The sequence below is a fragment of the Burkholderia sp. WSM2232 genome (genome assembly GCF_000472545.1).
In the GTDB taxonomy this organism is placed as follows: Bacteria; Pseudomonadota; Gammaproteobacteria; order Burkholderiales; family Burkholderiaceae; genus Paraburkholderia.
The window spans coordinates 89,684-106,490 of the sequence record NZ_AWZV01000007.1; the positions used below are offsets into that span (position 1 = coordinate 89,684).

At 65.9% G+C, this 16,807-nt stretch carries 17 protein-coding genes and 1 pseudogene; 4 read left to right on the top strand and 14 right to left on the bottom strand.

Annotated features, from left to right (window positions below):
• Positions 1 to 38: 38 nt before the first annotated feature.
• The 8 genes from F757_RS0106975 to F757_RS0107005 all read right to left on the bottom strand — a co-directional run bounded on the left by F757_RS0106975 (position 39) and on the right by F757_RS0107005 (position 7,485).
• Entirely contained in the window at positions 39 to 386 is a 348-nt protein-coding gene (locus tag F757_RS0106975; protein ID WP_027210778.1) for a DUF4148 domain-containing protein, read from the bottom strand.
• Between the two features lie 263 nt (positions 387 to 649).
• Entirely contained in the window at positions 650 to 1,084 is a 435-nt protein-coding gene (locus F757_RS0106980) for a c-type cytochrome (protein WP_027210779.1), read from the bottom strand.
• Positions 1,085 to 1,098: 14 nt separating this feature from the next.
• Positions 1,099 to 2,343, bottom strand: coding sequence for a molybdopterin-dependent oxidoreductase (locus F757_RS0106985; protein WP_027210780.1), 1,245 nt, complete (start codon positions 2,341 to 2,343; stop codon positions 1,099 to 1,101).
• Positions 2,340 to 3,512, bottom strand: a complete 1,173-nt coding sequence (locus F757_RS36475; RefSeq protein WP_051376701.1) for a heavy metal translocating P-type ATPase — start codon at positions 3,510 to 3,512, stop codon at positions 2,340 to 2,342. The genes F757_RS0106985 and F757_RS36475 overlap by 4 nt, the downstream gene beginning before the upstream one ends.
• Positions 3,428 to 4,648 carry a heavy metal translocating P-type ATPase gene (locus tag F757_RS36480; RefSeq protein ID WP_269658693.1) on the bottom strand — a complete coding sequence of 407 codons (1,221 nt, stop codon included), beginning with the start codon at positions 4,646 to 4,648 and terminating at the stop codon, positions 3,428 to 3,430. The genes F757_RS36475 and F757_RS36480 overlap by 85 nt, the downstream gene beginning before the upstream one ends.
• A complete protein-coding gene (locus F757_RS0106995) occupies positions 4,645 to 5,232 on the bottom strand; it encodes a c-type cytochrome (RefSeq protein ID WP_027210781.1) in 588 nt (195 codons plus the stop codon). Before F757_RS0106995 ends, F757_RS36480 begins: the two co-directional genes overlap by 4 nt.
• Positions 5,229 to 5,828: a cbb3-type cytochrome c oxidase subunit II gene (locus tag F757_RS0107000; protein WP_027210782.1), complete on the bottom strand. Its 600-nt coding sequence runs from the start codon at positions 5,826 to 5,828 to the stop codon at positions 5,229 to 5,231. Before F757_RS0107000 ends, F757_RS0106995 begins: the two co-directional genes overlap by 4 nt.
• Before the next feature lies 1 nt (position 5,829).
• The gene (locus F757_RS0107005; protein WP_027210783.1) at positions 5,830 to 7,485 is read right to left on the bottom strand and encodes a cbb3-type cytochrome c oxidase subunit I; all 1,656 of its coding nucleotides are present in this window, start codon (positions 7,483 to 7,485) and stop codon (positions 5,830 to 5,832) included.
• A gap of 699 nt (positions 7,486 to 8,184) precedes the next feature.
• Between F757_RS0107005 and F757_RS0107015 the strand changes: the two genes are divergently transcribed.
• From F757_RS0107015 to F757_RS0107025, 3 genes are read left to right on the top strand one after another with little or no spacing between them, the layout of a single operon-like run.
• Positions 8,185 to 9,165, top strand: coding sequence for a helix-turn-helix domain-containing protein (locus tag F757_RS0107015; protein ID WP_027210784.1), 981 nt, complete (start codon positions 8,185 to 8,187; stop codon positions 9,163 to 9,165).
• Complete coding sequence (locus F757_RS0107020; protein WP_027210785.1) at positions 9,152 to 9,361, top strand: hypothetical protein; 210 nt, start codon at positions 9,152 to 9,154, stop codon at positions 9,359 to 9,361. The genes F757_RS0107015 and F757_RS0107020 overlap by 14 nt, the downstream gene beginning before the upstream one ends.
• A gap of 33 nt (positions 9,362 to 9,394) precedes the next feature.
• Complete coding sequence (locus F757_RS0107025) at positions 9,395 to 9,844, top strand: DUF3331 domain-containing protein (protein ID WP_027210786.1); 450 nt, start codon at positions 9,395 to 9,397, stop codon at positions 9,842 to 9,844.
• Positions 9,845 to 10,279: 435 nt separating this feature from the next.
• On the opposite strand, the gene F757_RS0107035 is transcribed toward F757_RS0107025, so the two are convergent.
• Positions 10,280 to 10,624, bottom strand: a complete 345-nt coding sequence (locus F757_RS0107035) for a hypothetical protein (RefSeq protein ID WP_027210787.1) — start codon at positions 10,622 to 10,624, stop codon at positions 10,280 to 10,282.
• An 88-nt stretch (positions 10,625 to 10,712) separates the two neighbouring features.
• Entirely contained in the window at positions 10,713 to 11,210 is a 498-nt protein-coding gene (locus F757_RS0107040; protein WP_027210788.1) for a Dps family protein, read from the bottom strand.
• Between the two features lie 626 nt (positions 11,211 to 11,836).
• On the opposite strand from F757_RS0107040, the gene F757_RS0107045 reads away from it, so the two are divergent.
• Positions 11,837 to 12,223 carry a response regulator transcription factor gene (locus F757_RS0107045; RefSeq protein WP_027210789.1) on the top strand — a complete coding sequence of 129 codons (387 nt, stop codon included), beginning with the start codon at positions 11,837 to 11,839 and terminating at the stop codon, positions 12,221 to 12,223.
• Between the two features lie 173 nt (positions 12,224 to 12,396).
• On the opposite strand, the gene F757_RS0107050 is transcribed toward F757_RS0107045, so the two are convergent.
• The 4 genes and pseudogenes from F757_RS0107050 to F757_RS36995 form a co-directional block, all read right to left on the bottom strand.
• Positions 12,397 to 13,053, bottom strand: coding sequence for a response regulator transcription factor (locus tag F757_RS0107050; RefSeq protein ID WP_027210790.1), 657 nt, complete (start codon positions 13,051 to 13,053; stop codon positions 12,397 to 12,399).
• Between the two features lie 288 nt (positions 13,054 to 13,341).
• A pseudogene (locus F757_RS0107055) lies at positions 13,342 to 13,596 on the bottom strand (alpha/beta hydrolase); the annotation flags it as partial.
• A 131-nt stretch (positions 13,597 to 13,727) separates the two neighbouring features.
• Positions 13,728 to 16,490: a helix-turn-helix transcriptional regulator gene (locus tag F757_RS33130; protein WP_051376703.1), complete on the bottom strand. Its 2,763-nt coding sequence runs from the start codon at positions 16,488 to 16,490 to the stop codon at positions 13,728 to 13,730.
• A complete protein-coding gene (locus F757_RS36995) occupies positions 16,471 to 16,560 on the bottom strand; it encodes a hypothetical protein (RefSeq protein WP_442856631.1) in 90 nt (29 codons plus the stop codon). Before F757_RS36995 ends, F757_RS33130 begins: the two co-directional genes overlap by 20 nt.
• Positions 16,561 to 16,807: the final 247 nt, after the last annotated feature.

Genomic DNA, 16,807 nt, shown 5'->3' on the forward strand with positions numbered 1-16,807 from the left:
AGTGCGGATAGTGCGGACAGTGCGCTCAGCATGAGCGCTCAGCTACCGAAGTACAGATCGCAGAAGCTCACGGGGCCGACGCAGGAATCTGGCGCGTGCGTCGCCGTGTGGGCGTGCATGCCGCTTGCCGCGGTGCCGTTCATCGGTGTGCCGCCCACGTCGCCCGCGGCCTGTTGCTGTTGGGCAGCCACCTTTGCTTCGGCTGCCTGAATGTCGGTGGGGTACTGCACGTCGTTGCCGGTCGACGGATTGTAGCCGGCCTGCTCGACGCGAATCAGGTCGGCGCGCACCTGTGCACGCGTGAGGGGCGTGGTGCATTGAGCGAAGCTTAGCGTGGGCGCGGCAAGGGTACCGATAACGAGGGCGAGGCAGGCAAGCGTTTTCATGTTGAGACTCCTTCAGTTGAATTGAGCGCGAAACATTTTTCGCAGTTGATCGATCGCTGTTGACGTGTGCCGCTGCGCTCGCCGAAGCGTGGGTGGCTCTTGCGTGCGCGCGTCTGCGGCGTGTCATTCGTGTTTACACCGGCGAGTCCGATTTATTCCCGCTGCGGCGATGAATTGCGAGTCGATGAATGAAGGTTAGTGGAGCTACGCGTGCGCGAAAAATGCATCATTTCAATGCGTGCCATGACGTGCCGTTATGGCGTTCAGCTCGCCTGATTGTCGACGCCCGAGGGACCCGCCTGCGGCTTGCGGCCATCGATGGCGTTCAGGTAATGCGCCAGCGCGTCGATCTGGTCCGGCGTAATGGGCGCGCCGAAGGCGCTGCGCATCTTGTTGATTTCCACCTTCCATTCGCCTGTCGTGAGCGGCGGTTGCCGCAGCACCATGCCCGTGGAGTGGCACATCACGCAATTCGCGTTGGCGATCTCTACGCCGGGCCCCGGCGGAAAGGTGGACTGCCCCGGCGGCAAGATCACGTTGAGCGCCGTGAGATGCACGGGCGGTGCGATAGCGTCCTGACGCGCGGCCTGCGCTGCGATCGACTCGGGAAGATAGTGCCGGCCCGCCACGCCCAGCAGCGCGCCGAGCACGACAGGCGCGACGAGCAGCAGCGCGATACGCTTCATTCTTGCGTTCATGTCGTTGCTCCTTGTCAGGCCACGTCGAGCTGAATGGATTCGATCACGTTGCGCATGAAGCCTGCGCCGTTCCAGTTCGGCGTGGCGGGCTGGGCCTGCCCCGTCGAGTCGATGGCGCGCACCATCAGCGTCTGTGGGCCGCGCTGCGTGAAGCGCACATGGGTCTGCCACTGGCGGAAGCTGTACTTGCCGTAGTCGCGGCCCAATTGCGTTTCGGCCCAGTTGCGCCCGCCGTCGGTCGACAGCTGCACGCGCGCGAGCGCGTTGATGCCTCCGAACGCGATGCCGCGCACGAGCGCGGCTTGCCCGGTGTTCAGCTTGTCGCCCGTCCTGAGGTTCGTGAAGAACGAGCGTGGCAGCATGCGGTTGATCGGAATCTGCGGCACGTTGGTCTCGCCGGGCCGCACGTTGGCGAAGTGATTGGCGGGCACCTTGTAGGCCTTGGCCGTCCAGAAGTTGTCGTCGGGGGTGTCGAGCACTTCTATGTCGGTCACCATCTTCACCCAGTACGTGGCGTACCAGCCCGGCACGACGAGCCGCAGCGGATAGCCGTTGAGCAGCGGCAGCGGCTCGCCGTTCATCGCGTAGGCGAGCATGACTTCGCCGTCTCGCGCATGGTCGATAGCGAGCGACTTGAGGAACTTGGGCGTCTGCGGAATGACGCCCGAATCGAGTCCGTTAAAGCGCACGGCGACCGCGTTGCCGCGCACGCCCGCGTAATCGAGCACGTCCTTGAGCCGAACGCCTTTCCATAGCGCATTGCCCATCGCGCCGTTGCCCCACTGGCCGCCCGGCACACGCGGGCTGAAGAAGCCGCGCGAGTTGCCCGAGCATTGATTGACCGCGGCGATCTCGTAGCGCGGGAACTTGCGCATCAGGTCGTCGAGCGAAAGGCTCAGCGTTTGCTTGACGCTGCCATGAACGGCGATGCGGTAGGTGGCCGGGTCGATGGAAGCGGGGATATTCGCGAGGTGCCAGCGCACGTAGAAGCGGTCGTTTGGCGTGAAGACGCCCTGATCGAAGACGTCGAAGGGTGTTTCCAGCAGCGGCGGGCGCGTGCGCTGCAGTATCACGCCGGATTTTTGCGGCAGGTCCGAAGTGAGCGGACGGCTGCCGTTCTCGAACGGCAATTCGATGGTGCCGCCCTGCGCGCCGCGCGCGAGCATGGGCGTCATGAACGCCGTTGCACCCAGCGCGCCGAGGCTGCCCAGCAGCCGGCGCCGGTGCAGCGAGAAGGGATCGTGATCATGTTGGCTCATGAGGGGCTCCAGGTCTGTTCGATGGGCAAAGCGCGTGTGAAACGCGATACAGGCGATGGGCCGGCGCGAGGCGACGGCGCATCGGTGCGGGCCGCGAGGCGCGCGGCGTTCAGCGTGACCGACACCGAGCTCACGACCATCAGCGCCGCGGCTGTGGCGGGCGAGACGAATCCGCAGACGGCAGCCGGAATGGCAAGCACGTTGTAGACGACAGCGGCCGCCAGGTTCTGATGCATGGTGAGCGCGGTGCGGCGCGCGAGCCGCAAGGCGAGGTCGAGTTTTTCCACGCCGGCATCGACCAGCACGATCGACGCGGCAGCCATCGATGCAGCCGAAGCGCTACCGACGGCGATGCCGACATCGGCTGCGGCGAGGGCCGGCGCGTCGTTGAGCCCGTCGCCCACGAAGGCGACGCCGCCCTGACTGATGCGCTGCGCGGCAACGATGTGCGCCGCTTTCTGCTCGGGCCCCTGGGCCGCGAAGAGCGGCGCGTCGCCCAGCCCTACGGCGTCGGCGATAGCGCGCGCCACGCCCGGGCGGTCGCCGGTCAGCATGGCCACTGTGGCGCCCTGCGCGCGCAGCGAGTGGATGGCGTGCCGGGCGCCTTCGCGCGGGCGGTCCGCGAAGCCGAGCATGCCGCGCCATCGGCCGTTGCGGGCGACGTGGACCGCCGTGGTCGCGTCGTCGATATCGGGTACCGGCACATGGTGGCTGCGCAGAAACGCGGCGGTGCCGGCGAGAATGCGCTCGCCGTGCGCGCCTTGCCACAGCACGCCGGCGCCGGGCACTGCGCGCGAGGTGCCTGGCGGGGCATCTACTGCGCAGGCCAGCCTGTCAGGTGCGACGAGGGTGCGAATGGCCGCCGCGATCGGATGTTCGCTGCCGCGTTCGGCGCGCGCGGCTTCCTCGATGAGGTCCGCCTTGCGAACGTCGTGCGCGGTCAGTGCACGCACGAGCCTGGGCTTGCCTTCCGTCAGCGTGCCCGTTTTGTCGAGGAAGAACATGCTCAGTGTGTGCGCCTTCTCGATGGCCTCCACGTCGCGAAAGAGAATGCCGGCGCGCGCCGCGCGTCCGACGCCCGCGCTCAGCGCGAGCGGCACGGCCATGCCCAGCGCGCAGGGGCACGTGATGACGAGCACGGCGACGGCACGTTCGAGCGCATCCGCCACCCCATACCCAGCACCCCCCCGCCGACGAACACCACCAGCGCGACCATGACGATGGCCGGAACGAGACGGCGCGTGAAGCGCTCGGCGATGGCCTGCGACGCCGTCTTGCGCGCGAGCATCGCGCGTACGCTCTTTGCGATCGCATCTACACGTCGTTCGCCCCATCGGAGCGTCACGCGCACCAGCAGTTCGCCGTCGGCGTTGAGTGCGCCCGCTTCGACGAAGCTGCCCTGGGCCACGCCGACGAGTTCGCTTTCACCGGTGAGCAGTGCCCGATCGAGCGAAGACTGGCCGTCGATCACGACACCGTCGAGCGGCAGACGCTCGCCTGGCAGCACGCGAATGGCGCTGCCGGGTGCGACGCGTTTCGCGAGTACGACCGCTTGCGTGCCGTCGCTCGCCAGCACGCGCGCCGTCGGCGCGGGCAGATCGAGCAGGGCGCGCACGGCATCCGACACGCGGCTGCGCACGCGCAGTTCGAGCCAGCGGCCTGCCAGCAGGAAGGTAATGATCATGGCCGCCGAATCGAAATAGACGACCGATTCGCGGTGCGCGACGCGCCACACCGAAAGCAGGAACGACGCGCTGGTCCCCATTACGACGAGGCAGTCCATGCCCGGCACGCGGGCACGCAAGGTTCGCCACGCGGCCCTGAAAAACGGCTGCGCGCAATAAGCGAGCACAGGCAACGTGGCGATGCCGGCGAGTATGGCGAGGCCATAGCGAACAGGCTCGGGCACCGTGGCGGCCGTGGTGAAGTAAAGCGTGGTTTGCGCCGTCATCACCCACATCGAGCAGAAGGCAGCGATGACGAGCCGGACCGTCAGGTCTTCGAGCAGCGCGGCCGTATGCGCGCTTCGATCCGGCGTCGCGTGCTCGGGCGTGCATTCGTAGCCGAGCTTCGCCGCCGCCGCGAGCAGACGGTCGAGCGATGTGCGGCGCGGGTCCCATTCGACCGTCGCGGATTCGGAGGCGAAGCTCACTCGTGCCTGCAAGGTGCCGGGATGGCGTTGCAGCACGCGTTCGAGTGCATTCGCGCAGCTCGTGCACCACATGCCGCGCACGTCGAGCGTCGCGCTGTCAGGTGCAGCCGACGCGTCGGGCGCAGCGGGCTTCATGGCAAAGGCCTCGCTCATGGACGCTTCAGCTCGTCTTCGCCCGCCCACGGTGCCGTGCGGCTGCCGATGGCGGCTCGTTCGGCTTTCACCACGTCCGCGCTCAGCGCGGCCGAGTGGTTGCCGAAGCTCGATCGCACATGCGAGGCCACTGCTGCAATCGCGGCATCGCTCAGCGTGGTGCCGAAGGCGGGCATCGATCCGTTAAACGTGCTGCCCGCTACCGTGATCTTGCCGGTGACGCCGAGCAGCAGGATGCGGGCCACGACCTTTGGATCGCCGTTGACCCATTCCGAGCCCGCGAGCGACGGGAAGACACCCGGTAGACCTTCGCCCGTGGCCTGGTGACACGAGGCACAGCGGCTCGTGAAGAGCAGCGCGCCGTTAGGCGTGGCCGGCGTCGCAGCCACCGTACCTGTGCCGCCTGACGTAGCGCCGGAATCGGACCCCAACCCCAGCGCGGGGTTCAGCAGGAAGTAGCTCACGCCCCAGACCGCCAGCGCGGCGGCCACGAGGCCCAGCAGCCAGGGCACCGGGTTGCGGCGCTCCACCGGTTCGGCATGCTCGCGCGCGCGAACGGCATTGGCGTTGTCTTGTTCGCTCATTTCGTTGCTCCCGACGGATCGGCCGGAGCCGGGTAGGTGTGATTGAGGGCCGTGAGATAGGCAACCAGATCCAGTGCGTCCTGCGATGCGACGACCTGCCGGCCGTTGGGCGGCGCCAATTTGGGCGGCAACTGCACCAGCACGTCGCCGGGCTTCGCGTGATCGACCACCTTGAAGAGGAACGGATAGCCCGGCATCACACTGCCTTGCGTCAGCGCGCGTGGCTGATAAAGGTGCGCGAGATGCCATGCGGCGCTCGGCTGCCGCGCGCCGATGTTGAAGAGATCCGGGCCCGTGCGCGATACGCCGAGCAGATGCGGATAGTCGTAGACATAGTCCGCGGGCACGGACGGGCGACCCCATCCACGCAGTTCGTCCGGACCCAGCGAGGACGCGCGCGGCTGTTGCGAGTGGCAGTAGACGCAGCCCATGTTCACGTAGGTGGCGCGTCCGCGCAGTTGCGCGACGGTGTAGGGCTTGAGCGGCTCGGGTGGTGCTTCGTCGCGCAGTTGTCGATACGGAAGCGCGACGAGCACGAGCGTCGCCATGGCCAGCATGATGAGAGAGCCGATTACGACTGTGAGAATGCGGTTCATGTCAGGCTCCCATCGAGATCGCCTGGTGAGCCGGCGCCGCGTCGGAACGCGCGCTCTGACGACCGAAGACCAGCGCGAAGAAGTGATACGCGAACACGAAGTGGCCGGCTGTCATGAGCGCACCGCCCAGGGTGCGAGCCTGCAGGTATGGCGTGAGCACCTCGACGGAATCCATGAACGGACGCGCGGGATCGAGCAGCGCGATGCCTTGCAGCACGCCGCCTACCGTGAGCGAGACAAAGTAGATGGCAAAGCCGATGGCCGCGAGCCAGAAGTGCAGCCAGACGAGTTTCGGGTACGGCCATTCGCGTTCCAGCACGCGCGGCATCGCAAAGTAGATCGACCCGAACATGATCATCGAGAAGAAGCCGTAGAGGCCCAGGTGCGCGTGGGCCACCTTGTACTGCGTGAAGTGCACCAGCCGGTTGAAAAACGGCAACGCCTCCAGCGAGCCCTGCAACGACACCAGCGTGTACAGCGCTGCGCCCAGCACGACGAAACGCAGCGTCGGCGAGTGCTTGAGCGCGCTGAAGTGGCCCGCCACAGTCATGTGATGGTTCACGCCCACGGCGAGTACCGGGACGATCATCATCACGCTCTGCACGACGGAGACGCTCTGCAGCCATTGCGGGACCGGGCCGCCCAGCAGGTGATGAATGCCGGCCTGGCTGTAGAACATTGCGAGCGCCCAGAAGCCGACGAGCGAGAGCGCGTACGAGTAGATCGGCCGCCCGAGCACCTTCGCGATGAAGTAGTAGGCGGCGGCAAGCCCGATCGGCGTAAGCCACAGGCCGAGCACGTTGTGCGCGAACCACCAGTTGACGATGGCCTGCTCCACGCCGAAGTGCACGCCGGGCACCTTCGCGACGACGTAGAGAATGGGGAACCACAGCAGCGCCGCGGCGAGATACCACACCGAAACGTACAGGTGGTGCGTGGTACGCCTTGCGATGGTCATGAGGAGCGGCACCGCCGCGAGCGCGCCGCCCACGGCGAGCAGGATGCCGATCTGCCAGGGGATCTCGAGCCATTGCAGGCCGTCGGTCCATCCCGAGAAAATGGCGGCGATGCCCGCGGCGAGGCCGGCGTTCCAGAATGCGGCACCGGCAATGGCGAAGCGCTCGCCCGCGAGCCGTGTCCTGAGCAGGCGCGGCAGCATCCAGAGCGAGATGCCGATGCCCGCCATGGAGGCCCATCCGTACACCACCATGTTCAGATGCGCCGTGCGCACACGGCCGAACGTGAGCCACGCGGACTGCGTGAGGAAGTCCGGCGACGTGAGCTTCTGCGAAGCGATCAGACCCGCGACGGAGCCGAGCAACAGCCAGAACACCGAAGAGCACACGAAGACGAACGCGGGCCCGCGGCTCGAAGCGTCCTGCTGTGCGCGTTCCTCGAGTTCGCGGCTCAGTGCTAGCCGATTGCCTGCGGGGCCGGGCGGTGCGCCATGTTCCGCGGCCTGCTGAAGCGCCTCGCGATGCGACGCGGAAAGACCGGGCTCTTCGGTCTGTCCCACTTCCCCTTCGGCGAAGATCACCTCGGCGGCCTCAGGTCCGGCTCGCATCAGGCCGTTCATTTGCGCCCAGAGGAACAGGAAGAGTCCGAGCACGGAAATCAGGAACGACAACGCGAGCAGCGTGCCAATCGTGAAGTTCATTTCGACAAAGCTCCTCGTTGAGATGAATGCGCGGCGAGCGCGCGTAAAGCGTCCCCCTCGAGCAGGAAGCGCTCGATGGCGTGCGTCGTGACACAGGCGGATGGGTACGGCTACTGTCGAAAGCAGGGCACCACGGCGAGAGCGAGTATAGGTAGCGCTATCCCGCTTGTAATATTCAAATTCGTCATCGCTGGCATACCTTTTTGGCATCGCGTGCGTGTCGACGGTCAGGCAGCACGCGATGTCACCAGCATGCGGGCTCTCTGTGCCTGCCTGTTTTCACGTCGGGCCGTGGTCTTTGAAATTCGCACGATGGCGGCGGCGAGGCCGTGCATCGCATGCGGGGTCCACCTATACGGGCGTATGGAACGTCCTGTCCGCTTTGCCGACGCAGAGTTCGCATGCGTCTGCGTTCGTGCGCGAGTCGCGCGTTTTTGCAACCACGCATGTGCAAGGAGCGGCGCCTGTCGGCGATGCCGCGCCGTGCGCAGCCCCGCACGTCACGCTCCATGCACGGCGCGGCAGTGCCCGACTAAACCTTCGTATGACGCGACCACACCATCGGCGGGCGCGAGCTAGCGTTTCATGGCTCCGGACAACCTCTTTGTACGGCTGGTTCGGCGCACCGCGTTTCGATACCTTGTGTTCACCGCGCCGCAGGCCCCGCGCGCAACGCTTCACGATTCCAGGTAACCCGTCATGATTCTCGCGTCACCGAAGCTTCCTGAATCCGCCGCCGCGGCCGCCGATGCCGTGGCTCTTGCCGGCGCCCGTCCGGTGTCCAGTCCGATCAGTGCCGAGCGCGCGTGGCGCGATCCCGGCGCCGCCGCCCGGGAGGCCGGGGCCGACATCGCGCTCTCGCGCTGGACCCGCAATGCGGCGCAACCGCTCGAACTGGTCAACGACGGCAGCCCGCGCTGGCATTGCATCGGCATCAACCTGAAGTGCACCACGCTGACGTTCTCGCATGCCGGGCGCACGCTGGTGCAAGGGCGCGTGACGGCCGGGACCGCGCAGATCACCGCGCCCGGCGTGGCGTGCCGCGCGGTGTTCGACGCGCCGAGCGACGTGCTGCATCTGTTCGCGTCCCAAGCGGTGTTCGCGGAGTGCTACGAAGACCTGTTCGGCCGTCCGTATGCGGGCGATATCGTGATTGACGACCCGCGCCTCGTGCGCGACCCCGCACTCGAACGGCTGGGCCAGGCGCTCGCCGTGTCGCATACGCAGGACGCCACGCTCGGCAAGGTATTCGCCGACAGCGTGAGCCTTGCGATCGTGTCGCGCATCGTCGCGCGGCGCTTCGCGGCCGACGGACGCGAAGCACGCGACACTCGGGGCGCAGCCGCGCTACCTGCGTGGCGCATGCGTCGCACTCTCGAATACATCGACGCACACCTGGCCGATTCCATCAGCCTCGCCGACATGGCGCAGAGCGCCGGCCTCGCGCGCACGCACTTCGCGACCCAGTTTCGCCGCGCAACCGGACTGCGGCCGCACGAATATCTGATGCGGCGGCGTATCGAGCACGCGCAGCAGTTGCTGCTCGACACGCGCCACGGCGTACTCGACGTCGCGCTCAGTTGCGGCTTTCGCTCGCAGGCGCACTTCACGGCGGTGTTCAAACGCTTTGTCGGCGAAACCCCTTACTGCTGGAGGATGAAGACCCATGTCGATCGATGACCAGATCCCCACGTTCCTCGCGATCAGCGAGGCCTTTCTTCGTGAAGCCGGCAGCGCTTTGCCGGCGAAGCATGCGTGGCTGGCGGCCGGGCCATTTCAGGACATGCGTATGCCGTGCTGTGGCTTGCGCGTACACGAAGCCACCCGGGCGACCCGCACCGGGAACGACGACACGTTCGCCACGCCGCGCGTCTGAACGACCCAGTCTATCGACACAACGAGGGCAGCAATGGACTTCCCGACGAACAGCACCCCGACGGACCCGTGGACGCAGACACTCGGTCTGCTTTCCCAACTGTGCGGCGGCGATGCGCGGCCTGCGGCACGTGAACACGAGGCGCAGTTTGCGCGCATGGCGGGTTCAGCGGCCGCATCCGCAGAGGCGTCGCCCGCGCGTGCGCGAACGGGCAATGCGATGCGCCGCCCGGTCTCGCTGAGCGTGTTAGAACGTCCCAGTTCGACCACCGTGACCATCGCATGGCGCGATGCCACGCACTGCTCGTACGGTGACCAGTTGTGGCTGGCCGCCCGCGCACGCAGCAGCGGCATCTGCGCTATGAGTGGGCGCGCGATCCGGCGTGGCGACCTTGTCTACCAGCCGCGGCGCAGTCGCCCCAGGCCGCTCAACGACGGCGCAATGATTCTTGCCTCGGTGCTGCGCGACGTGGAAGCCGACTAAACGGCCATCGCGCAAGGCGCAGCGCGTCACTCGAGCGCTCGCGCCGCGCCCACCGTTTTCTTCGAGGTACGTGGCCCGGGCAACGTACGACCCGTCACGACGCTGATCGCCGCGACGACGGATGGTGGGGCGCATTGAGGTGCTTGCGGATCAGCCCGAAGGCTGCGTTCCCTTCGATGGGTACATAGCGGTCCAGCGCGCTGTCGTAGACCGGGGTGCATGAGGGCCCGCGCATTGCGAGTTCTAGTCGTCCCAGGTTTTTCCCGTTCGGCAACGCTGTGCGCGATGCGTATGACTTTCTTGCCGGCCATGTGGGACTTCCTGTTCCGTTCGCTTCGACCCGCGCTCGACGCCACTGAGCCGTCGCCGCGCGCGTTCCGGATTCGCACGTCGCGGTTGGTGCTTTGACACGTGTGTGGTGCGACGTGCGTTCGCTCAGGTCCAGTATTTCGAGTCGCTGACCGACTGCCGGTAGCCCGGCGCGATACCCAATGCGCGATGTGCCGCGCGCGGGCGCAGCGCATCTTTCCAACCGCTCAGTCCCGCTGCATTCGTCGCGGGCGCGGACGGCTCGTGGCGACGCGCTCCACGTCGTGACGATTCGGGCGCGTCCGGTGCGTCGGTTGCCATGCGCTCCAGCGGCATCTGCATGTCGGTGCCGACGCAGCGGACTGCGTCGGCGAACGCCGGCAGCCCGACGACGTGCGTTACCGTCGCGGCCACGGCGGCCAGCGCGACGAGGCGCAAAGGCTTCACGGATCTCAAGGCGTTGGGCTTCATGGAAACACTCCGTGCGAAAAGGACCGCCCGCCGGGAGCCACCGGCGCAAGCCGGCGTAGGATGGCGGCCCGAAAGTTGCGCGCGTGCGTCAGCGGCACGCTTCTGCGAGAAACCAGGCACGCCGCTGCGCTTCGTCGATCCAGTTTTCGAGCAGGCTTGCCGTGGCGACATCCCGATGGCTCTCGCACACCTCGTGTGCGTCCAGCATGAACGCGGCGAGTTGCAGGTTGTCGCGGTGCAGTTCGTCGAGCATCGCTTCCGCGCGCAGTCCGCTTGCATCGTTGTCCGCGATGCGCTGGTGTCGCGCCACGTCCCCGATGGAACGCAGCGTCGTGCCGCCAATCTTGCGCACGCGCTCCGCTATGTCGTCGGCAATGGCGAAGATCTGCGCGCCTTGCTCGTCGAGCATCAGGTGGTAGTCGCGGAAATGCGCGCCCAGCATGTGCCAGTGAAAGTTCTTCGTTTTCAGGTAGAGCGCGAACACGTCGGCTAGCAGTGGGTTCAGCGCGTCGGAGATTGCGCCGATGGCGCGCTGGTCGAAGCCGGATGCAGTTTGTGCGGTGGTGGTGTGAGTGACGTTTGACATGGTGGGACTCCTTTTAGATGGACGTGAATGACGGGGCGGCGGGCACCGGCCCTGCAAACGGCGTGGCTACGCTCGGGTCCACAAGCAGGTCGACAGGCAGGTCGACAGGCAGGCCAGCTCATAGCCGTTGCGGGTGGGAATGAGAGGCGGCATAGGCGCGCCGCACATTTCCAGCAGGGTTTGCTCGATAAGGACAAGCGATACGTTCATAAGCGGATGTTGATCGTTCGCGTGCGTCGCGGCTTTCGAATTCGCCCGCCGTGCAGCCGATTTGCACGATGGCTGGTGGGCCAATGCCGTGACGAAGAAGCGGAAGCACACTGTGACCGTGCAGATCGGAAAACACCGGTTCGCACCGAAAAGGCTCTGGCCGGCCCGCTTCGATACTGATGCCGTTGCGCGACGAGGCTGCCCTGCAAGAGAGGACGAGTGAAGCGTCGCGCAAATCGCCGTGTGCGGCCTGCGTCACGCGGCGCAGCGCAGCGCTGCGGGAGGCAAGCCGTCTTTCGTGCAACCGCGCCTATACCTACATATGATTTTCGCGGTGGGGCGTTTTCATTAAGATCCGTTCGACGTAGCGGGCAGTCGCGCCGCTGTCAGCGTCAATCCGGCCGGGGAGCCGTCGTTTGCACATGAATCCGATCGTTTCGATTGTCGACGACGACGAGTCCGTGCGCGTCGCAACCTCGAGCCTCGTCCGTTCGCTTGGCTGGGGGGCACGGCTCTACGCATCCGCGGCGCAGTTCCTCGCAAGCGACGAAGTGGACGGTGTGACATGCATCATCTCCGACGTGCAGATGCCCGGCATTTCCGGGCTGGAGATGTATCGGCGTCTTCTGGACAGCGGCGTCAGGCTGCCTGTCATTTTCATTTCAGCGTTCGCGTCTGACTTCGTGCGCCGACAGGCGCTCCAGCTCGGCGCGCTCTGTGTGCTGAGCAAACCTGTCGACGCCGCCGAGGTCTCGCGTCATCTGGAAACGGTGAAGGCAGGTCGCGCGGATGCGGCGCGCTGAACGCGCGGGCATGCCGCTTCTCTATTTCCTGGGCCGCATGCCGCGGGGTGGCAACGGTGTTGAGTTCAGATTCGGCCCAGCTCTGGCGTGAGAACCAGGGCTTGCGGTATGCAGTGGGTCTGCACTAGCTGAGCCTTCCTGCTGCGCGCCCAGTTGCGGGTTTAGTCGCGCATTCAGTCATTTCCTGCGAGCCGGTTCTCGCGATCGACGAGGCCCAATGCGTCGGCTTTCAGCACGAAATCCGCGAGCGACGGCGATTCCATCTTCTTCATCGCCTGGCCGCGGTGCAGTTTCACAGTGATCTCGCTGAGATTCAGTTCGGCCGCGATCTGCTTGTTCAGCAAACCGTTCGCAACCTTCGTCATGACGGTGCGCTCGCGCGGCGTCAACAGCTCATAGCAGGCGCGCAGCACCGCCGCGGAGCGCTCGGCTGCGCGCCGCTTGCGGTCGGCCTCCAGCGCGCGGGCAACCGCATCGATCATGTCCTGGGCCCGGAAGGGCTTGGAAAAAAAATCGACCGCCCCGGCCTTCATCGCCTGCACCGACATGGCGATGTCGCCATGCGCCGTCATCAAAATCACGGGAATGCGCAGCGTGTGCGCAATGTGCTTTTGCACTGCGAGTCCGCTTTGTCCCTTGAGCCTGACGTCGAGCACCACGCAACTCGGTACGTCAGGCAAATCCAGCGCGAGAAATGCCTGTGCCGAGGCAAATAGCCTGACGTTCACGCCCACCGAGTCCAGCAACGAATCGAGGGCCTGGCGCATCGCGCTGTCGTCGTCTATTACGAAGACGGTCGGCTCGTTTGCGCCGCCTGTCATTCCGGTCATAAGGTGTATCGTCCATCCAGTCCGAAAGGAACGGTACTCGGGGCCGGCACGCTTATCCTGACCGTTGCGCCGGGCCCGTCGTTGTTCCTCTTCGATATTTCGCCGTCCAGCGACCGAACAATGGTCTGCGGCTGCCCAATCCCACGGCGGGGCCCTCGGGCTTCGTTCTGAGCGTAACGCCGTGGTCCAGCAGTTCGCGCCTCGCGAGCGGCACAAGGTCTACCACCACATCGTCTTACACCACATCGTTAATCAGGAGCGGTGCGACGTGCGGCGGCGTTCGCATGGTCAGCGCGCGAGATGCGCCTTGGTTCCGGCCGATATCTGACGGATCGCCGTCTGCGGATTGGGATCGGCCTGAATGCCGTTCAGCAGCACGAAGTCGTCGATCATTCCGTGGTAACGCCTGGCGACGACCGCAACGCCGGCCTCCTTCAGTTTGCGGGCGTAGGCTTCGCCTTCGTCGCGCAACGGGTCGTTTTCCGCGGTGACCATGAGCGCGGCCTGAAGCGCGTGCAACTGCTGGTTTGCGTCATGAGGGCTGCTCCGAGGGGCAGGTTGCGAGTGAGAGCGCGAACTTCATGGTCATAGTGCTCGGGTTGGAGCCACATAGTGTGCTCCGTGAAGCCGACGCGCGCTTCTGTCAAATGACCAGTCTGACGACCGGCGGGCGGTCAACCGGCCGGGTTCTCGACTTTGGCAACGATGGAGCCGAGCGAAGATCGCGACGTGATGCCGGTCTTCGAAAAAATCTGACGCAGGTGATAGCCCACGGTGCGGTGAGAGAGGTACAGCCTGACGCCGATCTCCTTGTTCGACAGCCCTTCGGCCGCGAGTTGCGCGATGTGGAGTTCTTGTGGCGTGAGCGTTTCCCACGCACGCTCCGTGCGCCCTCGGCTTGCTTCGCCCGAGGCACGCAGTTCCTCGCGCGCGCGGTTGCCCCACGGTGACGCACCGAGTGCATCGAACATATCGCGCGCTTCTCTCAAGGGCGCTCTTGCCTTCGCCGGTCTGCGCTGCCGGCGCAGCCATTCGCCGTAGGCGAGCAATAGTCGCGCTCGCAGGAAAGGCCAGTTCTTTGCGCAAGGCCCGAGGCCTTGCAGAAAGAAGCGCTCGGCGTCGGCGGGCGCCGCGAGCAGCGCCTTGCCGTAATTCAGCATGGTCTCGACCCACGGCACGGGCTTTGGCGCCGCGATACGTCCGGCTTCTTCGATCACGCCACGCACGGCGTCCGCGTTGCCGGAAAACACGCCGGCTTCCACGTAATCCGCGAGTCCGAAAAATTGAAGACCAGCATTGAAGGCAGGATCCGAAGGCGTAAAAAGGCGCTGCAGGTGTTCGTACGCCTCCCCATGCCGGCCCGCGCCGATAGCCGATATGCCGCGCGCCACCTGCAACATGGCAAGCAAAAAGCTGGCGCCGATCGAGAGCGCGAGGCGTTCTGCCTGTGCCGCGAAGGCCTCCGATTGCTCCATGTCGCCCTGCATTCCCGCCAGCCGCGCTTTCACAATGGTGGCCGCGGCGATCCACGGCGTGCCGCCCGTCTCCTCGGCGAAGCGCACCGCTTCTTCGGCCTCTCTCATTGCGCTTGTCCAGCGGCCGACTTCCATCTCCGCCCACGCCTGCGCGAACAGCACGCGCGCGAGGTCGCTGAGCCGCCCCTGTTCGCGCAGCGCAGCGCTCGATTCCGAGAGAAAGCCGGCACCAAGGTCGAAGGCGCCGATGACATTGGCCGTGCTGCCCAGGATGCGCGCGACGGCAGGATCGCCGTGCCGTGCTTCCGAAAGCTGTTGCAGCCTCTCGTGGAGATCGCCGCCCAGACGAAGCGGTTCGACGTACGCCGAGATGGCGATGAGGCGCGGGTCTGTCTGCGGCAAATCGAGCCGGTTTGCGGCGCTCAGCACCCGCGTGCGCAGTTCTTCGTTCGCGCTGCTCCACCAGCAGCGTTGCGCGGCGCGCCACATGAGATTGCTGGCCAGCTCTTTCGCACCGGCGGCATGGGCCTGGGCCGCGAAGTGGATGAGCGCTGGTATTTTCGCGGGATCGCTGATGGCGGGAGGCTGGATGATCTCGCGGCACCAGCCCACTCGCGCCGACGCAAGCTGATCGCCGGCGTCCACGTCGGCCTGACGCAGCAGACGCTCAAGCATCTCAGGTTGGCCCAGGTCGGCCGCCAGTTCCGCTGCGCGCAAGAGCCGGTCGGTCCGCCCGCTTGCCGTGCTGCTCAAGCGCGCCGCCCTTTCGAGCACCTCGATGGCCATGGCCACGGCGCCTCGACGCAGTGCGCGCGCCGCCATGCGGTCGTAGTCGTCGGCGAGGGCGTCGTCGGTGCCGATGGTAGCTGCCGCGCGATGCCACAGCCGACGATCGAGCTGGTCCTGGATGATCGCCGCGAGCGCCGCGTGAATCTTCTGCCGGGTGGCCGGGTCCGCCGCCTGATGCATCGCGGACCGCACGAGCGGATGCCGGAAGCGCACCTCCGTTCCGTCGATCTGGATGAGCCCGGCGGCGATGGCGGGCGACAGCGCATCCAGGCCCGACCGTTCGCCGAGCACCGCTTCGCCAGCCGAGAGTATTTCGTGCAGCGACGTGCCGTCGTTTTCCGCCGCCACGAACAGCAGCGTTCGAGTCGCATCCGGAAGATCGGGCAAACGGCTCGAAAAGGCGCGCTCCAGCCGCTCTGTCAGCGGCAGCCACGGCGCGTCCGGCGCCTGCCCGGCACGCTCGCCGCGAGGCAGTTCCAGCAGCGCCAGCGGATTGCCTGCTGCCTCTTTGAGAAAACGGCTGCGTATGTCGGCGGGCAGGTTCGGGGCGCGGCTGTCGAGCAGACGCCCCGCATCGGCGTCATTCAGTCCAGAAAGCCGCAGCCGCAGGGTGGACGTGTCTCCGAAGGAGCGATTGAAGTCCTCGCGCATGGCGACGAGCAGAGCGGCAGAGTCCGCACCCAACCTGCGCGAGATGAAAGCGAGCACGTCGTAGGTTTCCTGATCGAGCCACTGCGCGTCGTCCGCGACGAGCAGCACGGCCTGGCTGGTTGTGGTCAGCAACGTCAGCGTTGCGAGAGCCACCAGAAAGATGTCCGGCGGCCCTGCGTCGTCGCAGACACCAAACGCCGTGAGCAAGGCCGACCGCTGGCGCGGCACGAGGCTCGCGGCGCGCTTCATAAGTGGGCGCAGCGCGAGTTCGAGCGCCGCGAACGGCAAATGGACTTCGGCCCGAACGCCGGTCATGGTCAGTACTGCAATGCCTCGCCCGGCCGCCCGATGTTTGGCCACCTCGAGCAGCGCAGATTTGCCGATGCCGGGCTCGCCGCTGATGACGAGCGTCGAGCTGCCCCGATCGATCCGGTCGATCAGGTGATTGATCAGCGCAATGTCGTGCTCCCGACCTTGCAGCTCGGGAGGCATCAATTGCTTTTCATCCGTCCGCTCGTTCATCCACGTAGCCGGTGATCAGTTGGTTGCCGCCAATTGCTAATCTGCACAGGTCACCTTCAGTATTTTTCAACGCAGTTGTATTTCCATCGCGTTCCGTCAGCCTAATGTCGAAATTTATGTGCGGGCGGAGCGATCAGACCAAGGGATAGCGTGGTCCTGACCCGGAATGGTACATCCAGAAGCGTCAATCTTGGATCTGTATGGTGGCCTGATAGGAGCGTAACATCCGTCACATGCAGCCCCTGACCGGTTGCAATGCCATTAGAGCTGCAAAGAAGATCGTCGGTTGCTTTCTATCACGGCGTGAGCCATCGCCC

Coding starts and splice junctions, on each gene's coding strand:
- F757_RS0106975 (WP_027210778.1), bottom strand. CDS start 386: ATGAAAACGCTTGCCTGCCTCGCCCTCGTTATCGGTACCCTTGCCGCG.
- F757_RS0106980 (WP_027210779.1), bottom strand. CDS start 1,084: ATGAACGCAAGAATGAAGCGTATCGCGCTGCTGCTCGTCGCGCCTGTC.
- F757_RS0106985 (WP_027210780.1), bottom strand. CDS start 2,343: ATGAGCCAACATGATCACGATCCCTTCTCGCTGCACCGGCGCCGGCTG.
- F757_RS36480 (WP_269658693.1), bottom strand. CDS start 4,648: ATGAGCGAGGCCTTTGCCATGAAGCCCGCTGCGCCCGACGCGTCGGCT.
- F757_RS0106995 (WP_027210781.1), bottom strand. CDS start 5,232: ATGAGCGAACAAGACAACGCCAATGCCGTTCGCGCGCGCGAGCATGCC.
- F757_RS0107000 (WP_027210782.1), bottom strand. CDS start 5,828: ATGAACCGCATTCTCACAGTCGTAATCGGCTCTCTCATCATGCTGGCC.
- F757_RS0107005 (WP_027210783.1), bottom strand. CDS start 7,485: ATGAACTTCACGATTGGCACGCTGCTCGCGTTGTCGTTCCTGATTTCC.
- F757_RS0107015 (WP_027210784.1), top strand. CDS start 8,185: ATGATTCTCGCGTCACCGAAGCTTCCTGAATCCGCCGCCGCGGCCGCC.
- F757_RS0107020 (WP_027210785.1), top strand. CDS start 9,152: ATGTCGATCGATGACCAGATCCCCACGTTCCTCGCGATCAGCGAGGCC.
- F757_RS0107025 (WP_027210786.1), top strand. CDS start 9,395: ATGGACTTCCCGACGAACAGCACCCCGACGGACCCGTGGACGCAGACA.
- F757_RS0107035 (WP_027210787.1), bottom strand. CDS start 10,624: ATGAAGCCCAACGCCTTGAGATCCGTGAAGCCTTTGCGCCTCGTCGCG.
- F757_RS0107040 (WP_027210788.1), bottom strand. CDS start 11,210: ATGTCAAACGTCACTCACACCACCACCGCACAAACTGCATCCGGCTTC.
- F757_RS0107050 (WP_027210790.1), bottom strand. CDS start 13,053: ATGACCGGAATGACAGGCGGCGCAAACGAGCCGACCGTCTTCGTAATA.
- F757_RS33130 (WP_051376703.1), bottom strand. CDS start 16,490: ATGAACGAGCGGACGGATGAAAAGCAATTGATGCCTCCCGAGCTGCAA.